General features: G+C 23.2%; 23 protein-coding genes and 1 pseudogene. 4 read left to right on the top strand and 20 right to left on the bottom strand.

Annotated features, from left to right (window positions below; all coding sequences use genetic code 4):
* Nucleotides 1-33 precede the first annotated feature (33 nt).
* The 20 genes from ACI2WJ_RS06590 to polA all read right to left on the bottom strand — a co-directional run bounded on the left by ACI2WJ_RS06590 (nucleotide 34) and on the right by polA (nucleotide 14,924).
* On the bottom strand, nucleotides 34-624 hold the full coding sequence (locus ACI2WJ_RS06590) for a hypothetical protein (RefSeq protein WP_400255203.1): 591 nt from the start codon (nucleotides 622-624) through the stop codon (nucleotides 34-36).
* On the bottom strand, nucleotides 593-868 hold the full coding sequence (locus ACI2WJ_RS06585; RefSeq protein WP_339039747.1) for a hypothetical protein: 276 nt from the start codon (nucleotides 866-868) through the stop codon (nucleotides 593-595). The genes ACI2WJ_RS06590 and ACI2WJ_RS06585 overlap by 32 nt, the downstream gene beginning before the upstream one ends.
* Entirely contained in the window at nucleotides 861-1,004 is a 144-nt protein-coding gene (locus ACI2WJ_RS06580) for a hypothetical protein (protein ID WP_338957559.1), read from the bottom strand. The genes ACI2WJ_RS06585 and ACI2WJ_RS06580 overlap by 8 nt, the downstream gene beginning before the upstream one ends.
* Nucleotides 1,004-1,180: a hypothetical protein gene (locus ACI2WJ_RS06575; protein WP_400255202.1), complete on the bottom strand. Its 177-nt coding sequence runs from the start codon at nucleotides 1,178-1,180 to the stop codon at nucleotides 1,004-1,006. The genes ACI2WJ_RS06580 and ACI2WJ_RS06575 overlap by 1 nt, the downstream gene beginning before the upstream one ends.
* 47 nt (nucleotides 1,181-1,227) lie before the next feature.
* The gene (locus ACI2WJ_RS06570) at nucleotides 1,228-1,389 is read right to left on the bottom strand and encodes a hypothetical protein (protein WP_338957563.1); all 162 of its coding nucleotides are present in this window, start codon (nucleotides 1,387-1,389) and stop codon (nucleotides 1,228-1,230) included.
* Nucleotides 1,390-1,392: 3 nt separating this feature from the next.
* The gene (locus ACI2WJ_RS06565; protein WP_338957808.1) at nucleotides 1,393-1,686 is read right to left on the bottom strand and encodes a hypothetical protein; all 294 of its coding nucleotides are present in this window, start codon (nucleotides 1,684-1,686) and stop codon (nucleotides 1,393-1,395) included.
* Entirely contained in the window at nucleotides 1,640-2,113 is a 474-nt protein-coding gene (locus ACI2WJ_RS06560) for a hypothetical protein (RefSeq protein WP_338957806.1), read from the bottom strand. Before ACI2WJ_RS06560 ends, ACI2WJ_RS06565 begins: the two co-directional genes overlap by 47 nt.
* A 21-nt stretch (nucleotides 2,114-2,134) precedes the next feature.
* Entirely contained in the window at nucleotides 2,135-2,278 is a 144-nt protein-coding gene (locus tag ACI2WJ_RS06555; RefSeq protein ID WP_400255201.1) for a hypothetical protein, read from the bottom strand.
* Between the two features lie 134 nt (nucleotides 2,279-2,412).
* Complete coding sequence (locus ACI2WJ_RS06550; protein WP_338958814.1) at nucleotides 2,413-2,931, bottom strand: hypothetical protein; 519 nt, start codon at nucleotides 2,929-2,931, stop codon at nucleotides 2,413-2,415.
* Nucleotides 2,932-3,442: 511 nt separating this feature from the next.
* Nucleotides 3,443-3,685 carry a hypothetical protein gene (locus ACI2WJ_RS06545; RefSeq protein WP_400255200.1) on the bottom strand — a complete coding sequence of 81 codons (243 nt, stop codon included), beginning with the start codon at nucleotides 3,683-3,685 and terminating at the stop codon, nucleotides 3,443-3,445.
* Between the two features lie 161 nt (nucleotides 3,686-3,846).
* Nucleotides 3,847-4,224 (bottom strand): hypothetical protein, encoded by a 378-nt coding sequence (locus ACI2WJ_RS06540; protein WP_338957798.1) that lies wholly within the window; start codon nucleotides 4,222-4,224, stop codon nucleotides 3,847-3,849.
* A gap of 280 nt (nucleotides 4,225-4,504) precedes the next feature.
* Entirely contained in the window at nucleotides 4,505-4,732 is a 228-nt protein-coding gene (locus tag ACI2WJ_RS06535; protein WP_400255199.1) for a hypothetical protein, read from the bottom strand.
* A 93-nt stretch (nucleotides 4,733-4,825) separates the two neighbouring features.
* Nucleotides 4,826-5,615 (bottom strand): IS5 family transposase gene (locus tag ACI2WJ_RS06530; RefSeq protein ID WP_400254701.1). Its coding sequence is split into 2 segments (ribosomal slippage): nucleotides 4,826-5,353 and nucleotides 5,355-5,615, totalling 789 coding nucleotides; the frame shifts between segments, so codons are not numbered across the junction.
* Between the two features lie 346 nt (nucleotides 5,616-5,961).
* A complete protein-coding gene (locus ACI2WJ_RS06525; RefSeq protein ID WP_342257985.1) occupies nucleotides 5,962-6,618 on the bottom strand; it encodes a hypothetical protein in 657 nt (218 codons plus the stop codon).
* 9 nt (nucleotides 6,619-6,627) lie between these two features.
* Complete coding sequence (locus ACI2WJ_RS06520; protein ID WP_400255198.1) at nucleotides 6,628-7,818, bottom strand: phosphoglycerate kinase; 1,191 nt, start codon at nucleotides 7,816-7,818, stop codon at nucleotides 6,628-6,630.
* A gap of 126 nt (nucleotides 7,819-7,944) precedes the next feature.
* Entirely contained in the window at nucleotides 7,945-8,952 is a 1,008-nt protein-coding gene (gene gap, locus ACI2WJ_RS06515) for a type I glyceraldehyde-3-phosphate dehydrogenase (protein ID WP_342266864.1), read from the bottom strand.
* Between the two features lie 180 nt (nucleotides 8,953-9,132).
* Nucleotides 9,133-10,065 carry an ATP-binding protein gene (locus ACI2WJ_RS06510; protein ID WP_342266894.1) on the bottom strand — a complete coding sequence of 311 codons (933 nt, stop codon included), beginning with the start codon at nucleotides 10,063-10,065 and terminating at the stop codon, nucleotides 9,133-9,135.
* A 45-nt stretch (nucleotides 10,066-10,110) separates the two neighbouring features.
* Entirely contained in the window at nucleotides 10,111-11,229 is a 1,119-nt protein-coding gene (locus ACI2WJ_RS06505) for a DnaD domain protein (protein ID WP_400255197.1), read from the bottom strand.
* Nucleotides 11,230-11,401: 172 nt separating this feature from the next.
* Complete coding sequence (mutM, locus tag ACI2WJ_RS06500; RefSeq protein ID WP_252319020.1) at nucleotides 11,402-12,232, bottom strand: DNA-formamidopyrimidine glycosylase; 831 nt, start codon at nucleotides 12,230-12,232, stop codon at nucleotides 11,402-11,404.
* A gap of 67 nt (nucleotides 12,233-12,299) precedes the next feature.
* A complete protein-coding gene (gene polA, locus ACI2WJ_RS06495; RefSeq protein ID WP_400255196.1) occupies nucleotides 12,300-14,924 on the bottom strand; it encodes a DNA polymerase I in 2,625 nt (874 codons plus the stop codon).
* 727 nt (nucleotides 14,925-15,651) lie between these two features.
* On the opposite strand from polA, the pseudogene ACI2WJ_RS06490 reads away from it, so the two are divergent.
* The 4 genes and pseudogenes from ACI2WJ_RS06490 (at nucleotide 15,652) to ACI2WJ_RS06475 (ending at nucleotide 18,466) form a co-directional block, all read left to right on the top strand.
* Nucleotides 15,652-16,775, top strand: a pseudogene (locus tag ACI2WJ_RS06490) (IS3 family transposase).
* A gap of 346 nt (nucleotides 16,776-17,121) precedes the next feature.
* Nucleotides 17,122-17,292, top strand: a complete 171-nt coding sequence (locus ACI2WJ_RS06485) for a hypothetical protein (RefSeq protein WP_400255195.1) — start codon at nucleotides 17,122-17,124, stop codon at nucleotides 17,290-17,292.
* 129 nt (nucleotides 17,293-17,421) lie between these two features.
* Entirely contained in the window at nucleotides 17,422-18,018 is a 597-nt protein-coding gene (locus ACI2WJ_RS06480) for a hypothetical protein (protein WP_400255194.1), read from the top strand.
* Entirely contained in the window at nucleotides 17,942-18,466 is a 525-nt protein-coding gene (locus ACI2WJ_RS06475) for a hypothetical protein (protein ID WP_400255193.1), read from the top strand. Before ACI2WJ_RS06480 ends, ACI2WJ_RS06475 begins: the two co-directional genes overlap by 77 nt.
* Nucleotides 18,467-18,549: the final 83 nt, after the last annotated feature.

The following is an 18,549-nucleotide window of genomic DNA, read 5'->3' as shown; positions in this document are numbered from 1 at the left end:
ATTTCCTTTCTTTTAACTAATTTGTTCACTTGTCTACGTAATTAGTGTCCAATAAAGTGTAACCCATCCATCATTATTTATACCCATAGCTACACCACTTGAAATTAGACATCCACTAGTTGCCATATTACATATTTTTCTTATTACTTCAAATCTATTAGGTATTAATTCACTTAACCCACCAATTAGATTTGATATACCATAAGTACTTAAACTAATATATGTATCTCAATCCATTTGTTGTTTATTATCATTAGTTAATAATAATGGTCATGGTGGTGTTTCTGTGGTAGTAGTTGTTAATCAAGGTGGTGGTTCAGGATTAGGATTGATTTTTGTAAATTTTGCATAATTAATTAAACCAATAGTTCCTAAACCTAATAATATTTTTTTACTTGAATTTAATATTTTCTTTTTAGTACTTGGCATTTGATTTAAGTTTCATATATCAATTCCTAACTTTTTACTAAAAAATAAAGCATTAATACTTCCTAATACTGGATTACCAATAATTTGACCATAATAAGCACTTGTACCAATCATTGCTGATAATGGACTTATTCCAATTCTTATTATTTTTAATAAAGTATAGTTATTTGATTGTACATTCGTGTCATTTGGCATTTTCATTTACTCCTTCATTTTTTGGTTTAATAAACACTTCAACTCAACCTGTATAGTGAACGTTATCACCAACTAAAATAGCAGTATTTGCATGTGGTTGAGAAACAACTAAATATTCAGCAATAACATTAGGATATTTTCATAAAATAATTGCTTTTATATCATTACTATCTGTTAAATCTTTGGGATTTGGTGAAAATATTTCTATTTTATCTTGACCAAATAAATCTTTTAATTTAATCATTATCAAATTCACCTTTTTCTATTTTTTCAATTAATAAATTTAAAATATTTTTGTCCAAATCAGAGTTTGTATAATTAATTTTTTTAGTTCATTTAATTATATCTTTCATATATTTAAGTAATTTTTCTTTATTCATTATTTATTCTCCTTTCTATTATTTCTTTCTTGCTTTATTAATAAATTTATTCAAATAATTTTATTATCACCATCACCTAATTTTTTTAAAAGATATTCATATCTTTTCTTAAAATCTTCACTATCAATATCTCTATCTTGGTAAATTATTTTTTTCAATTTTTTTATTTTATACAAGGTTTTTGGAGAATATATTTCTCCATGCATGCAAAGAAAACATTTCATTATTTATTCTCCTTATTTTCAATTTGATTAGCAATTTCACTTAATATTTTTAATACTTTATATTCATTTTTTAATTCTTTAATAATAAATATTAAAAATATTATTAGTGTTATACTTGTTATTAATATTGGTGCTATTAATAAAATTTCTCATCATATCATTTTTTACTCTTTTCATTTTTTAAATCATTTAACATTAATTGAACAAAATACACGATTTTTAGGAATGTTTAAAGTATTAAAAATTTGACCAGTTACAATAATTTCATCGTTTTTGTTTAATAAAATACAGCGTCTATAAAGTTTTGGGTTATTAAAAATTAAAGTAACATAGTTTAAACCATTTCATTGACCACGAACACTATAATATAATTCTTTATTACCTTTTTCGTAATATTTTGCTTCAATAGTGTTACTTAGTTTTACTGTTAATTTGACATAATTTGCTTTCTCTTTCATTTTTATAATTCCTTAAATAATATTGAATATGCTTATAAGCATCTTGTTCATGTTTTGTTAATTTTATATTTCCTTTATAATTTTCTATTTTAGTTTTATTTTTAGGATGATTTTCTAAATAATCTCAGTTCATAATATCTTCTACTAATACCATTAATGCACCAATAATTTTAGGTGTTGCTAATGGATTAGTTAATAATTGTTTTGAACTTAAAAAGAAATTTTCTACAATAACTAATATTTTTTTATCAATAAATTTTTCTTTAATTAATTGAAATTTTTCTTTATACATATTTTTAGTTCATAAAACAGTTAATGTATTAAATGTTTCATTAAAAACAATATTATTAGTTTCATTTGAATATATAACAATTCCATTATTACCAATACCAGCGGGGTCAATCCCAATAATTAAGTCATATTGCATTATTAATCAAATTCACCATTTTTAATTTTTTGATTTAATTGAGATAGGATTTAATCTTCCATTAAAACAACTTTTTCAAAGTTTAGTTACTTTTTCATCGTCTCTCATTTCTTTATTTCATTCTCATTCATCTTTAAGATATTCAAGTATTTTTTCTTTATTCATATTTATACCTCCTACTTAACCTAATATTTAAAATACAGTCATAACAAATTGCTTTACCATTTTTATCTCTTAAAAAATATTTTTTTGTTTTTATATCATTAGTATTAAAGAATAAATAATCTAATTTATTTTGTTTACATGTTCAACAAAAATACTTTTTCATTATGAGTTGAAATTTCTTTATAGGAAGTAATTATATAATTAGTTGGTAAATCATCATGTTTATATGGATTATTTATTTTAAAACCTTTTCTATTCTCTTCTCACGTAATGTTATATTTAAAACAAGGATTAGTAATTTTAGTTTTGTTATCTGTTATTTCACCAATAAATCAACTATTATGCTGTTCATAAAATGTTAGTTGTTCAAGTTTTACATCATTAAGATAATATTCTTTTGGAGCAGTTGCTTTATTAACAGTTATTTTTTGGTCTTTAATATATGGTTCTAATAATTTTATTAATTCATTACCACTTAATTCTCTTTTAATATTTTCTAAATTAAAAACTCAATATGTATATTTATCATCAGCAATAAAAGTATTATTTTTAACCATTCATTTTGGACATTGTAATTTATATTCACCATAATCAATAAGAATAGATTGTGGTTTATCTTTTACAATTTGTTCTTTTTTAAATTCTATTTGCATAATAATCCTTTCCTAATATGTTCTGTTGCTTCTAGCATAAAGAACATATATTTTGATTTTTAGATTATTAATAATCCCACTATTCGTTTTATTCATTCCAGCAATTCTGGGCTCAAAAATTTTTTAAAAAAAATAAAAAATAAAACCAACACTTGCTCACTTGGTAGTGGCAAGGTTGGTTAAATAAATAATAATAGTTGGTCCCCACTCCGGGTCTATATATACTAGTTTCCAATCCGCTCCCACCCCAAGGATTACCATTTCTGGTTAGTATATTTTATTAGGTATCACTCCACTTTTTATTTATTCATGCAAGTCCACATGCTAGCTACTATTTTTAACAACTGTGTTGTAGTTCACTTTTTTAGTTCCCTAACACGTGTTGATAATAGTGCTAAAGACGGTTATTAAAATTTTAAAATTTTACAATTACAAAAAAAGACAAGAATTTTATTCTCATCTTTTATCATTTATTTTTAATTTAAGGGTTTAAAAAAGAAAGGAGCTATTTTTAAAACTTTTTAGTTACCGACAACATCGGTACGCTCCCAATAAGATTATGTTGTGAGAGATAGTAAGAAGTTAAGTCTATATCTTGTGCATATATTGTAATTTCGATAAACTTAATTTTAAAATTTTCAATTTTTTCTATAAGTAAATTTATTCTTTCAATAAAAACTAAATTTTCTTTTATTTTATTTATTTTTTTCTTAGTTTTTCTTTGTTTAATTTCCATAAATAATTTTTTTAACATTATCTTTTTTTCCCTTTCAATTTATTTTATTAAAAATATGCTTCGTATCATAACTACTAATAGATAATAGAAACTTTGTTTCTTATTGCAGTTAAGTTTTGGTTCATAGTCAACAAATGAGTTTTTAGTTGATATCTATCAATAATATAAATAACTTATTTTTATAATGAAGAGTTGTTATTTATACTTGTTAAAGATTGATTTGAAAAATCTCCTAATTCCATTGAATTAATTTTATCAATATTTAAATTTGATTCGATTTTTTTATCTAAATTTAATTTTCCATAAATAGCTAAACTTAAAACATCATTGCACATGCCTAAAATAGTTTTATTTACAAATTTGGCAGTAATTGTTTTTTCAGCAATAGAACCATCTCCACCACCTTTGTAGGGCTTATTTAAATCTAAATTCATATTTGTTAAATCAATTCCATACAAATGTCATTCTTTGGTACTTATTTTGTTTGAATAATGTTTACCCAAATAATAAATTTTTGCTTTTGTATTATTAACATCAATATTAGCTTCTTCTTTCATTTCATTTACTACTGTGGTGTTAAGATATTTTTTTTCTACTCCCCCAATAATAGTGCTATATTCACTAATTTGTTTATTTTTAAATAACGGATTATTTTCTTTAACTAGTAAATAATAATATTCATTATCTTTTAAAACATAGGGTAATATTGCAACACCTTTATTATTAGTTCAAGGCTCTTCAACACCACAGTAAAAGTCTTCTTTAATTAATTTTACGAAAGTAGTTCCTTCATTTGTACATGTACCATTAAAAAATGTTGAATTTTTTAAGTTACTATTAATATTTCTTTTTTTTATGTTTTTTATGACGATGTTTATGATTAAAAATTTCGGCTTGTTTTAAATTAATTGGTAGTTCTTGTAAATTGGTTAATGATTCTTGTAAGGTTGTTGGGTTAGTTAATGATTTTATTGGCATAGATTGTACTTTTTGTTTTTCATTATGAAATAATGGAATAATTAATATTCATAATTTAAATAAAAAACTTGGATTAAAATATTTCATTTTAACACCCCTTTCAAAATAATAATTATTAATAAAAATATATCTAAAATTATGTATTTATTTTAACATTTTTTTATTTTTCTTAGAACCTGTTTAAAATCTTTTCAATAAAATTGAAATAAAGGCAAGAACAACCATTTGTAAGCTAGTATTTAATTTTTTTTCACAATTTTTTCATAATCTTCTGCATTTTTCTAATCATGCAAAACTTCGTTCTACAACTCATCTTTTTGGTAATATTACAAAAGAATGTAATTCATTACGTTTTATAACTTCAACATTTGCATTTATAATTGTTTTAATTTTAGAAGCAAATTTTTCACCAGTATAACCAGCATCTACTAGTATTTTTTGAACTGCAGAAAGATTCTCTTTTTCATTTTCAATCATTATTATAGCACTGTTACGATCTGTTTTTTCTGCTGTGGTTATGTAAATTGCATGTGGTAAACCTTGAGAATCAACAGCAATATGACGCTTTATTCCTGAAATCTTTTTACCAGCATCATAACCTTTGTTTTTAGTAGTATCTGTATTTTTAACACTTTGTGAATCAATTATACAAAAACTAGTTTGTTCTTTTCTACCATTATTGATACGAAATGCCATGACTAATTTTTTTTAAAACTAATTGTAATACACTAGGTTCTTTACCATTATTTTTACTTCAAACTTGAAAATAATAATATACAATTTGTCATTTTGGAAAATCTTTTGGTAACATTCTTCATTGACAACCACTTTTTAATACATATAAAACTGCACAAAATACTTCATATAAATCTAAGCTTCTTGGTTTAGTTCTCTTTTTAGTATTTTCTAAAATTGATTTTATATTTTCAAATTGCTCTTTGCTAACATTACTAGGATAATTTTTACGCATATATACCTCTTATCTTAAAATATATAATCATTTTACCCTATTTCTCTAAAAGATTTTAAACAGGTTCTTAGGATATTTGCTTTTATAATGCTTTGATAATAATAAACATGGTATATAATTTAAAGCAAATTACTATACTTTTGTAAATGAAATTTAAATGTATATTATAGTTTTATCGCTATAATTACTAGGTTTATTTTTGGTTTGTATTTTAGATAATAGAAATTTATTTAATAATCATTTATTAATAAAAATTAAGTTTAAATTTAATTAAAAATAATAAAAAAAGTATCAATTTTTACCACAAGTGTAAATTTGATACTTAATTAAAATAATTTTATTTTATTTAAAACATTAAATCAGAAAATGGAAAACAAGATTTAAATAGGGTAATATATTTAATAGTTTTTTGTTCATTATAATTTAATTCTGTATTTAATGTCATTAATTGCTTACGAAATTTTTCATAAAACATTGTTCAAAATAATCAACTCATAGTAATAATAAGTAAGCTAAGGAAACTAAAAATTGCTAAGATTTCCTTGTTAATATTATTATTTTGAATTGGAATGTAATATAATAAAGCACAAATAATAGTAATAATAACACCATTTATAAAAAATAAATTAATAATTGGTAGAGCTAAATTACTTCATTTTTGAGAATTATTTTTTCACTTAATAACAAGTACACTACTTAAAGTTTGATATTTATTTCAAGTAGTAGTTTCATTAAAATCACGACTTTTTAATTTTAAAATATTTTTTTTAAAATTATAGTTAAGATATTTAAAAGTAAATTTACTTTTAACTATTTGACAATTAATATTTTCATTGGATAATGCTTGTTGATAGCTAGGTTTTAATTTAGTATCATTTTTTTTAGTTTTTAAAATAATAATTAATCAAAAAATAAATTGGAATAATTGAAATATTAAAACCATCGTAATTAAAAATAAACTAATAAGAATAAAAACACTTGTTGTTTGATCTTGAGTAATCATATATTTTCACTATTTATTTTCTATAGCATTAATACCAGGTAAATCCTTACCTTCTAGATATTCTAATGAAGCACCTCCACCAGTTGAAATATGGCTAAATTTATTTTCATATCCAAATTTAACTGCTGCTGCTGCACTATCACCACCACCAATTAGTGTAAATGCACCTTTTAATTGTGAAATAGTTTTACAAATATTTTTTGTTCCATTAACAAAGTTACTCATTTCAAAAACTCCTAATGGTCCATTTCAAAAAACAGTTTTAGCATTAATTAAAGTATTTTCAAATAATTTAATTGTTTTTGGACCAATATCCATTCCTTCATATCCATCATCAATGTTTTCATTATTAGTAATTTTACCTTTGATATCTTTAAATTCCGGAGCAATTACAAAGTCAATAGGTAGTATTAATTTTCCTTTTCCTAATTCAATAATTTCTTTAGCAATATCAATTTTATCTTTTTCTAATAATGAATCACCAATTTTATAATTCAATGCTTTCATAAAAGTATAAGCCATACCGCCACCAACAAGAACTTTATCAGCTTTTGTTAATAATTGTTTGATAACATCAATTTTATCTGATACTTTAGCACCACCAAGTACTGCTATAAAAGGATGTTCTAGATTAACGGTGATTTTATTAAGCATTGTTAATTCTTTTTCAATTAATAAACCAACACAACTATTTTTGATATTAGTAGCAATACCAACGTTAGATGCATGAGCACGGTGTGCAGTACCAAAAGCATCATTAACAAATACATCACCTAAATGTGCTCAATATTTACCTAATTCGGGATTATTAGTAGATTCTTTATTACCATTTAAATCTTCAAAACGAGTATTTTCTATTAAAAGTAATTCTTTGTTTTTAAGATTATTAATAGCTGTTTCAAGATTTGTACCACGAGTTTCATTAATGAATATTACATTTTCTTTTAAGATTTCACTTAGTCTTTTTGCAACGGGCGCTAAAGTATTATTCTCTTTATCAGCTTCAGATTTAATTCTTCCAAGATGTGATAACATGATTATTTTTGCATCTTGATTTTGTAAATACTTAATAGTTTCGATGCTTGCTTTTATTCTTGTATCATCGGTAATTTTACCATTTTCTAATGGTACATTGAAGTCAAAACGAACAATAACTTTTTTATTTTTAAAATCAAGATCCTTTAATGTTTTTTTATTCATATAATTTTCATCTCCTTTTTTCATATTATAATTTTAATATATTTTTAAAGCTATTAATAAAAATGCATCTTGTAATTGGTAAGATGCATTTTTGTAGTTTAATATTTTAATTAAACTATTTAAAAATTATTTTAGCTTTGCTAAGTGTATTACTGTTCTTACTAATTGCGATACATATGACATTTCATTATCATATCAAGCAAAAACTTTAACAATTTGTTTGCCTTCAACTTCAATAACTTTTGTTAATGTTGCATCAAAAATTGAACCAAAACTTGAACCAATAATATCAGTTGAAACAATTGGATCTTCATTATAAGCAAATGATTCGCTACTATGTTTTTTCATTGCTGCATTAACTTGTTCAACAGTAACATTTTTCTTTAATTCAATTGTTAAATCAACAATTGAACCAGTAATAATTGGAACACGCATTGCTGAACCATCTAGTTTTCCTTTAACAGAAGGGATAACTAAACCAATAGCTGCAGCAGCACCTGTAGCTGCAGGAACAATATTAGACATAGCACTACGTCCTCTTCTAAAATCTGAATGTTCTAAGTCTAGTAAACGTTGGTCATTAGTTGCAGCATGAACTGTTGTCATTCATCCCTTAATAATTCCAAATTCTGATTCTAGAGCATGAACAACAGGAGCAAGACAATTAGTAGTACATGAAGCACCAGAAATAATATTATCAGTACTTTTTAGAATATCATGGTTAACATTATAAACAATAGTTTTTAAGTCTCCTTTAGCGGGTGCTGAAATCACAACTTTTTTAGCTCCAGCATCAATATGTGCTTGTGCTAATTCTTTTGTTGTAAAACGTCCAGTTGCTTCAATTACGATATCAACATCATTGGCTTTTCATGGTAATGCTTTTGGGTCTTTTTCTTGACAAACTTTAATTATTTTACCATCAACATTAATAGTATTTTTTGATTTGTCTGCTTTGATTTTTCCATGTTTTCAAGTTCTATGTGCTGAATCATATTGTAATAGATATGCTAGAGCTTCTACATTTCCTAAATCATTGATAGCAACAATATCAATTTCTTTTTTGTCAAATAATTGACGAAAGGCAAGGCGGCCAATGCGCCCAAATCCATTAATTGCAATTTTAATTGCCATTATTAAGTCACTCCTTTTATGTGTTTGTTTTTTATATTGATTAATGACTAGGTATATTATAAACAAATATTGTTAATATTTGTCATAAAATATGGATTTATTTATAAAACATTTATTTTATTAGTAAATTATTTCCTTTATTTTAATTATAGTTTTCATTATTTTATTTTTTTATGAAATTTATATTGGTATATATTCTATTTCATTATTAATATTGTCAATATTAATATTATTTTCAATGGTAGTTTGTGATTCTTCAATAGTTAATTCAATTGGTATAGTTAAAGTTTGAATACGTTCTAATAAACGTTTAACTTTAATTTCTTCTGATTTACTATTTTTTAAATAATAATGTTGATATAGTTCACTAATACTATAGTTAGAATTAATAAATGTAGTTTTTAATGGTAAAATTCGTGCATTAAGAATACTAAATAATAATTCATCACGCTCTCAAGCGCTAACAGTTTCACCGCCTAAATCATCAATAAATAATAAGTCACATGATTTTAATTGTTCAATTTGCTGATTAGTATCAGTATCATTTTTAAAACTTTTTTTAATGTCCATAACAAATTCAGGTCATACAATAAAACAAACAGTTTGATTTTTTTGAATTAATTTATTTGCAAATAAGATAAAAATAAAAGTTTTGCCACTACCTGTGTCACCATATAAGTATAAACCTTGATAACTTTTGTGTTTTAAAGATTGATGTAAATACTGGATGATTTCTTTTCTTGCATTAGTTGAGGCATTAAAATTTTTACTTCATGAAAGTGATAAAAGTTTATCATCATAGTATTTAATTAAAAAATTATTATGTACTTGTTGTTGGACAGATCTATTAATAGAATGAAGACAATCCGTTAGTACTAAACTTATTTTTTGATTAGGTAACATTACTAGTTTATAACGATATCCTTTAACATTTTGTAGACATTTGCTAAGATTCTCTCGTTTTTTACATAAATTGTAGCTATCAATATAAGTTTTTAATAAATCAACATATGGTTCTAGTTTGCTGTTAGTTAAGTTGTTTTTTTTAATAAAGTCATGAAGTTCAGCATTGTTAATGTTTTCTTTTAAGATAGTTGTCGCTTTAAGTTTCATGATAATCATTTCCTTACTTAATAATAGTGTCTTTTAATAATTAAATTAATGGGCATCAAATTCCTTTAAAATATTCTTTATTTCTTCTTGAGTTAATTTTATATCTTTTTTAATATTATCAACCTTATATTTTTTAATTAATTTTTTATTGAAATTATTTGTTGTTGATTGTTCTGTAGTAGATCATAATGATTCTTGTTGAAATTGTTGCTGTGGATTTTTTTTGCTACGAGCATAAGCAAGTTTTAAATGAGATAAAGCATCATCAATACTATTAATTTGATTTTCTTGAAAGGTTTCAGCAATTTTAATAATATAGTTTGGTTCTAAACGTTTATTATTTTTAAATCAAACATATTCAATTAAGCAGTTAATTACAGCATTATTTAATTGAAAGTTATTAGTTAATATTTCTAATGTTGTTTTTAATTTATCAGTTGGTATTTTACCAGTTAAATTTTTTAAATATTCTTCAGGTAATTTTTGTTGCATTAAATTTAATGTGGTATTAATAACATCAGAATTATCTTTAGATATAATTGTATTACCATTAGAATTTAAATTAACTTTCATAGTATTAATTTGATTTTTATTTTGAAATGAATAAATTGGTCTAGAAATTGATGTTTGCTCTTGTTTAGCATAAATATTATTAAGTGCTGTTTTTAATTTTAAAGATTGAGGGATAGTATTTTCCTGTTGAGTAATATTAACATAATTTTCTGTAATTTCAATATCATTTTTCAAAAAATAAAATTTTTGTCTTTCGTAATTTAAAGTTCCTAATTGTTTAAGTAGTTCTGAGTTTAAATGGGTATTAGCAAAAAAATCATCAGCAGATAAGGGAGAACACAATTGATAAATGTAAGTAGATTTTAAAGAATAGTAGTAAGTATTAATAAGGTTAACAGATTCAAGTTGTTGGAAAGCAACAAGTAATTGAGTGGAAGTTATTTTTAATAAAGATTTAATTCGTCCATGATTGAAATCAAGATTAATACGTTTTGTTAATAACTTTTCTTGAACTAAAGTTAAATATAAATTTATTGCTTCAATACCAATTATTGGTTGATATAACATAAATAAAATTTGGTAATCTTCGTTACTAATATATTCTGATTGGTTCAACTTAAAAATATCAATATCATTTATTGTTCTGTTCATATTCATTCCCTAACTTTCTTTTTACTATCCATTTCTTTCATGGTATGATAATTATATGCACATAAAGAATATAAATAAAGTGAAATGATTAAAACACATACTTATCCACATTTATTCCACTTTTTTTATTAAAAATATTCTTTATTAATATATACTTTTGAGTTTTCCACAGTTAATATTTAATTTGACAGTGATTACAAAAGTAAGTTCCACGAAGGTTTATTTTTATTTTTTTAATAATAGTATGGCATTTAAAACAAGGCATTTTTGCTCTAGTATGAACTTGTAATTCTTGTTGATAGTAACCTGTTACACCAAGGCTTGAAGTATAACTACTAATTGTTGATCCACCAAGTTTTATTGATTTATCAAGCACAAATCTTGCTTTATTAATGATTTCTTGTAATTGTTTAAGTGTTAAATTTTTAGTAATACTTTGCGGATGAATACTAGCATAAAATAATACTTCATCTGCATAAATATTTCCTAAACCACTCATAACATTTTGTTCTAATAATGTTGCTTTAATACTTTGACTTTTATTTTTTCATTTATTTTTTAAATATTCAGCAGTAACATTTTTATTAAAAGGTTCTGGACCAATATTAATATAAGGTTTTATGTTTTGATATTCATTTTTAGTTTGCAAATGAAAGGTTCCAAACTGTCTTGTGTCATGATATCTTAATTCGTATTTATTGTCTAATTCTAATATTAATAAGACATGTTTTCAATTTATTGATTGATTATTTTGTTGAAAATAATATTTTCCTTCCATTCGTAAATGACTTAATAATACATAATCATCTAATATAAATATTAATAATTTACCAACTCTTTGAACATCATTAATTGTTTGTCCAATAATTTGTTTTGTGAATTGTTCAATACTTGGTGTTTTGATAATTTTATTTAAAAGAATTCTAACACCAATAATTTTATGATTAGTTAAAAGTGGTTGTAAAGTTTTGCGAACAGTTTCAACTTCGGGTAATTCTGGCATTTTTATTTTCCTTCCAATAAAATATAATAAACTAATTTGTTTTAAATATTAATAAATTTTTAAAAATTTATTTTAATTCAAATCAGTTATCACCAATACTAGTATTAATTAATAAGGGAACTTTTAATTTAGTAACATTAGACATAATTTTAGTAATTTTAGTAATAACATCATTAACTTTATTATCTTCAACTTCAAAAATTAATTCATCATGAATTTGTGCAATTAATATTGCATCAATATTTTGTTTTTTTATTTCTTCATAAATTTTATTCATTGCTAATTTTAAAATATCAGCAGCACTACCTTGAATTGGCATGTTCATTGCTATTCGTTTACCAAAATTTTGAATCACCTTATTTTTATTTGTAATTTCCATTACTTCTCTTCTACGATTAAAAATTGTTTGAACATATCCATTTTTTTCACAAAAATCAATTATATTATTAATATAACTTTTAATTTTTGGAAAAACTGAAAAATATTTATTAATAAATATTTTAGCATCTTCAACTTTAATTCCTATTTGTTGTGATAAACCAAAACTAGAAATGCCATAAACAATGCCAAAATTAATAGCTTTTGCATTTTGTCTTTGTTCGTTAGTAACTTCTGCTAAAGGTATATTTAATATTTTACTTGCAGTTTCGCGATGAATATCATGCTTTTGTTGAAAAGCTTTAATTAAATTTTCATCTTCACTAATATGAGCTAATATTCTTAATTCAATTTGCGAATAATCACAGGATAGTATTTTAGTATGTGGTTTGCTTGGAATAAAGATTTTGCGAACTTCTCTTTGTTCTTTATCGCGAATACTAATATTTTGCATATTAGGATCTAATGAAGATAACCTGCCAGTACTGGTTTGTACTTGATTATAAATGCTATGAATTTTACCATCATCAAAAATATATTTTTGTAAACCAAGTAAGTAAGTGGAATATAATTTTTGTAATTTACGATATTCTAAAAGAATATCGATGATTGGATGTTGATTTTTTAAACTAATTAAAACTTCAAAAGCAGTACTACCTTTTTTATAATTAGGTAATTTTAATTCTTTAAATAAGTATTCACTAATTTGTTTTGGTGAATTTGGATTTAAATTACTATTACTTTCTTTTTTAATTTGTAATTCTAAATCTTGGATTTTTAGTAAAGTTTTATCAGTTAGTAGTTTTAATTTTTTTTGATCAATGTTAACACCATTACACTCCATATTTACTAATACAAAAGCAGCAGGTAGTTCAATCTCTTGATATAAATTTCAGTTATTAGTATCTTTTAATTTTTTTATAAGAATGAGATGAGAATCTGTTAAAAAATTTAATTTTTTTTCTAAAAAAATAGCTATTTCTTTTTCATCATTGGGAATATTTTTTTTAATACCTTTGCCATAGAAATCATCAGCGCTTAAATTATCTTTAACATTGACATTGAGCATAACAGCAATGTTTTCTGGTAATATTTTTTCATTAGCATAAAGAAGGTAAGCAGCTAACATATGGTCAAAAATAATATTATTTATTATCAATTTTAAACGTAGTCCTGCGATAATAACCTTTTTTAAATCTCAAGTTATTTTTTGTAGTTTTTTATTTTGTAAGAAATGTTGAAAATTAGGACAATTAATTGCATTAATTTTATTAATATAAAATGTTCCTTTTTCATTTTTAATACCAAAACCAATAATATTATCACGATTATAATTATCACCAAAAATTTCTAATCATAAGTAATTTGAATCACAATTTCATTCTTGATTTCACTTATTTATAATTTGAACGTGAGATGTACTATTTTTATTAGTTTTAGGATTAGTGTCTTGTGTTAATAAAGAGTTCATATTATATTGTTTGTAAAAGTCTTGTAACTTTTCATTATTTAAATTTTCAACATTATAATTAAACGTTTCTAAATTACCAGTAATTGGTGTATTTAAATTAAGTTGTGCTAGTTGTTTACAAATAATACCATTATTAAAGTTAAGTTTAATTAGTTTACTAACATTTGGTTTTAATTGTTCTACATTTTCAATAATGTTTTCTAATGTGTCATATTCTTTTAATAAACTAATAGCAGTTTTTTGACCAATTCCTTTAATGCCAGGTAAATTATCAGAACTATCACCCATTAATCCCTTTAAATCGGTAACTTGATAAGGTAATAATTCATATTCTGATTGAAATGTAGAAATAGTAATAACCTTTAAATCACTCATCCCTTTTTGTGGATTAAGAATTTTAATATTGTTATCTAATAGTTGTAATAAATCTTTATCACTACTCATAATATCAATTTGATAATTACTAGCAACTTTATTTTTAACAATGCTGCCAATAATATCATCAGCTTCATAATTATTTATTTGTCCCCAAGGAATTTGTGCTAAGTCTAAAAATATTTTAACTAAATTAAATTGTTCAATTAACTCAACCGGAGTTTCACTTCTTTTTCCTTTATATGTTGCTAAAGTTTCATGACGAAATGTTTTACGACCAGCATCAAATGCAACAAAAACACTAGCATAGTTGTTAGATTTTAAGTACTTAGTCAACATTCTAATAAAAGCATAGACGGCATTAGTTGGAATACCCTGTAGCGAATGTAGATTAACTCCTTGGTATGCAGTAGCATAATATGCTTTAAATAATAAATTGTTACCATCAATAATTAATGCTTTTTTCATTTATTCACCTAATTTCATAAAACTATTATAACAATAAGTAAGTATAACTTCATATAAAATTAAAAAATTAGCATATAAAAAAAACAAGATTTTTTTCTTGCTATCGAACAATAATTAAGTTACAGATTTAATTGTGTAGAAAACATTATAAATATAAGGTTTTAGGGTTAATTTTAAGAGAATTATTATATTTATAGTGATTAGAGTTCTGTAACTTAATTATTTAAATATTAAGGATATTTATAAATAGATCCTTAACTTTTATTATAACATTCAATTTTTAATTTTTAAATTCATTTTTTCTTTTTTATATATAAAAAACAAGAGCTTTTCAGCTCTTGTCTACACAAGAATTATTGCTAAGGTAATATGTCATTTATAAAAAAAAGGGGGGGGTTATTTATAAATAAAACTTAAGGTTATTGGAGTTATAGAGTTTAAATTAGGGGTTTTAGATTAATTTTAAATTTTTTATATTTAAAAATATTATAATTGAATAATGTTTTGACATATTACCTTAATTTTAAAGGACCTAGGCTATCTAAATCCTTATAAGAATAATAACAAATAATATTTAAATTGCAAGGAAATTTGTTATTATTTTTAGAAATAATTTATATTTTCAGTTTTTTTTAAAAAATATATTCATACTGGATGGGTTACACTTTATTGGACACTAATTACGTAGACAAGTGAACAAATTAGTTAAAAGAAAGGAAATATAATTATGGCCAATATTAACTCATATAATGATGAATTTAAAAAACAAATAGTATCTTTATATCAAAATGGCAAATCAGTATCTTGCCTTGCTAAAGAATACAACGTTACAAGAGCAGCTACTTATAAATGAATTAAGCAATTTACAAATTCAGGCAGTTTTAAAACTAAAGATAATCTTTCGGATTTAGAAAAACAATTAATTCAAGCAAATAAAGAATTAAAACAATTAAGAATGGAGAATGATATTTTAAAGCAAGCAGCACTAATAATAGGCAGAAAGTAGAGATTATTACAAATAATAAATCTAAATATAAAATTCGTCCAATTTGTCGTTTTTTAAAACTTTCTAAATCAACATATTATTTTAATTTAAAGAAAAAAGAAGATAAAATCAAAAATAATATGTATGATGAAGCTGTTATTAGTGCTTTTAAACAAAATAAAGAAGTTTATGGAACAAGAAGATTAAAAGTCAGTCTAGAAAATAAAGAAATTTATTTATCACGCAAAAAAAATTAAAGAAATTATGAATCAGCATAATTTAATATCAAAATACACTAAATTATCATTTAAAAATCATCATAACAAAGTCAATGATAGCCAAATAAGCAATCTTGTGAATAGAAACTTTAATAATAGGCTTAAAAATGAAGTTATTGTTAGTGATTTAACTTATGTTCAAGTTAATGGTAAGTGAAACTATATTTGCTTATTAATCGACCTATTTAACCGCGAAATTATTGGACATAGTGTGTAGGTACTAAAAAAGATGCATCATTAGTATATCAAGCATTTATGCAATCAAATCGCTGTTTAAAAGATATTCAAATATTTCATAGTGATCGCGGTAATGAATTCAATAATAAAACTATTGATAAACTTTTATTAGCATTCAATATTACCCGTTTTTTAAGCAAAAAAGGTTGTCCTTATGATAATGCTGTTGCTGAAGCAACTTTCAAAACTTTCAAAACTGAATTTATTAATGATAAAAATTTTACATCATTAATCCAATTAAAATTAGAATTATTTGATTATATCAATTGATACAACAACATACGAATCCACAGCACTTTAAACTACCTAACTCCAGTTAAATATCATGAAAAAATGTCTACCAAAAAATAGTCCTAAAAAGGGTTGCCATTCCATTTTTATTTTTTTGATAAATATTTTTGGAAAAATTGCAATATTTTTACCCTACTTATCTTAGTTTTATAAAAAATATTAGTGCATTAATGGAGTGTTTATTGTTAGTAAAAATTTTTACATATTATGAAATTTTTAAGCACTAATAAAAGTAATAAAACAAAAATATGTGGTTAAACTTATAGTCTTATAGTTTTAATTTTAGTTATAAAAATTTTGTAAAAAATTATTTAAAAAAAATAAAAAAGATATATAATGATGTCGAATATTTAATATTTAAAATTGAGAAAAAATATTCAAATTGAAGTAAGGAGAAAATTAAAAAATGCCAAACCCATGAAAAACAGAAACTAATGGCCCAACAGATTTAAGCAAAGTTGCTAAATGGGAAATTAATGATGTGAATGAAACTAGAGAAAGATGAAAAAGAGAAAAAGAAGAAGAAGAAAAAAAACAACAAAAACAAAACAAAGCGGGATCTAGTTTGAAAAAATAAATTTGTTTTAAAAATTATATAAAATATAACAAGATATTTGGTCTGTATATGAGTTTTTATTGAAACCTATTACTTTATTATTTTAAAGTAAATGGGTTTTTTATTTTTTAATCAAATAAGGAGAAAAAAATGAAACCGATATTATCAAAAGCCCTAAGTAATATTGTAAAACAAGGTGCATGAATTACTAGAGATGAACCTTTACATCAAAATAAAGAGAAAATACAGAGAGAATTAATAACATATAAACTAAAATCAGAAAATGATTTTGTATATAAAACAGAAATTAATAAGGATATTATAATTTATGAATATTTTTTTGAGAAAATAAAAGATAAAGATATTGGTTCTTGCATTGTGACTAGAATTTATTTTAGTAATGATGAGATATGAGAAAAGATAGTATATATTAATAATAAAGAAACTGATGTTGAACAAAAAATAATAGAACAATATAGAGTTTATTTTTGTAAAAAAGAACTTTTAGAAGAAAGTCAATTCATAAAAAATGAAAATGATAAGCAAGTAGTTATTAGAAAAAAATCTATTTTAGATTTTAAAAATAAAGAAAATATTAATGGTGTCAATAATAATGATGAAAAGATTAAAGAAAGTAAAAATACTTTAGGTAAACGATTAGGTAGGTGAGTTGGAAAATTTTATTTTTGCCTTTGAAACTTTTATTTTTGGTGTTGTTTCAGGAATTATTTCTGTTCTTGCACTTAAAATTTCTTTTGCAATGGCGCTTTGTTGATGAACTCCTGCGGCTTTAGGAATAGCAACACTTACTGCTTTGCCTATAGGTTGATGTGTAGTTTTAGCAATTGTAGCAGTATTAGGTGTTCAGATACTAAAAGAATATGGAATTAAACCTTTATTAAAAAAAATGTGAAACTTGGTGGAATTAAAAAAAGCAAAAAAACTAGAAATGGAGGACTTAAAAGAAATAGATTTTCATAATATCAATTCTAGAGTTTTAAAAAACTATTTAAGTTCTCAAAAAAACATACCTTTTGATGAAATTAGACCAAGTTTTGAACAAAATATTAATATAATTAAAAATAGAAAATTGTCTCATCAAACTCAAGAAAAATTTGATGCAAAGAGTATTAATAATATTCCAATTTCAGCTAATACTTGAAATAAAGTAAAATGTTTATTTCAACATAATTAATAAGTTAACAATTTTGTTGATAATAATAAAATTTTAATCTATAAAATTAATACTATTTTCTCTTTTCTCTTATTTTATGGCTA

It is taken from the genome of Spiroplasma endosymbiont of Cleonymus obscurus, assembly GCF_964273375.1.
Classification (GTDB): Bacteria; Bacillota_I; Bacilli_A; order Mycoplasmatales; family VBWQ01; genus Spiroplasma_E.
The sequence above is the reverse complement of the archived record's forward strand: the minus strand, read 5'-3'. Positions and strand labels throughout refer to the sequence as shown.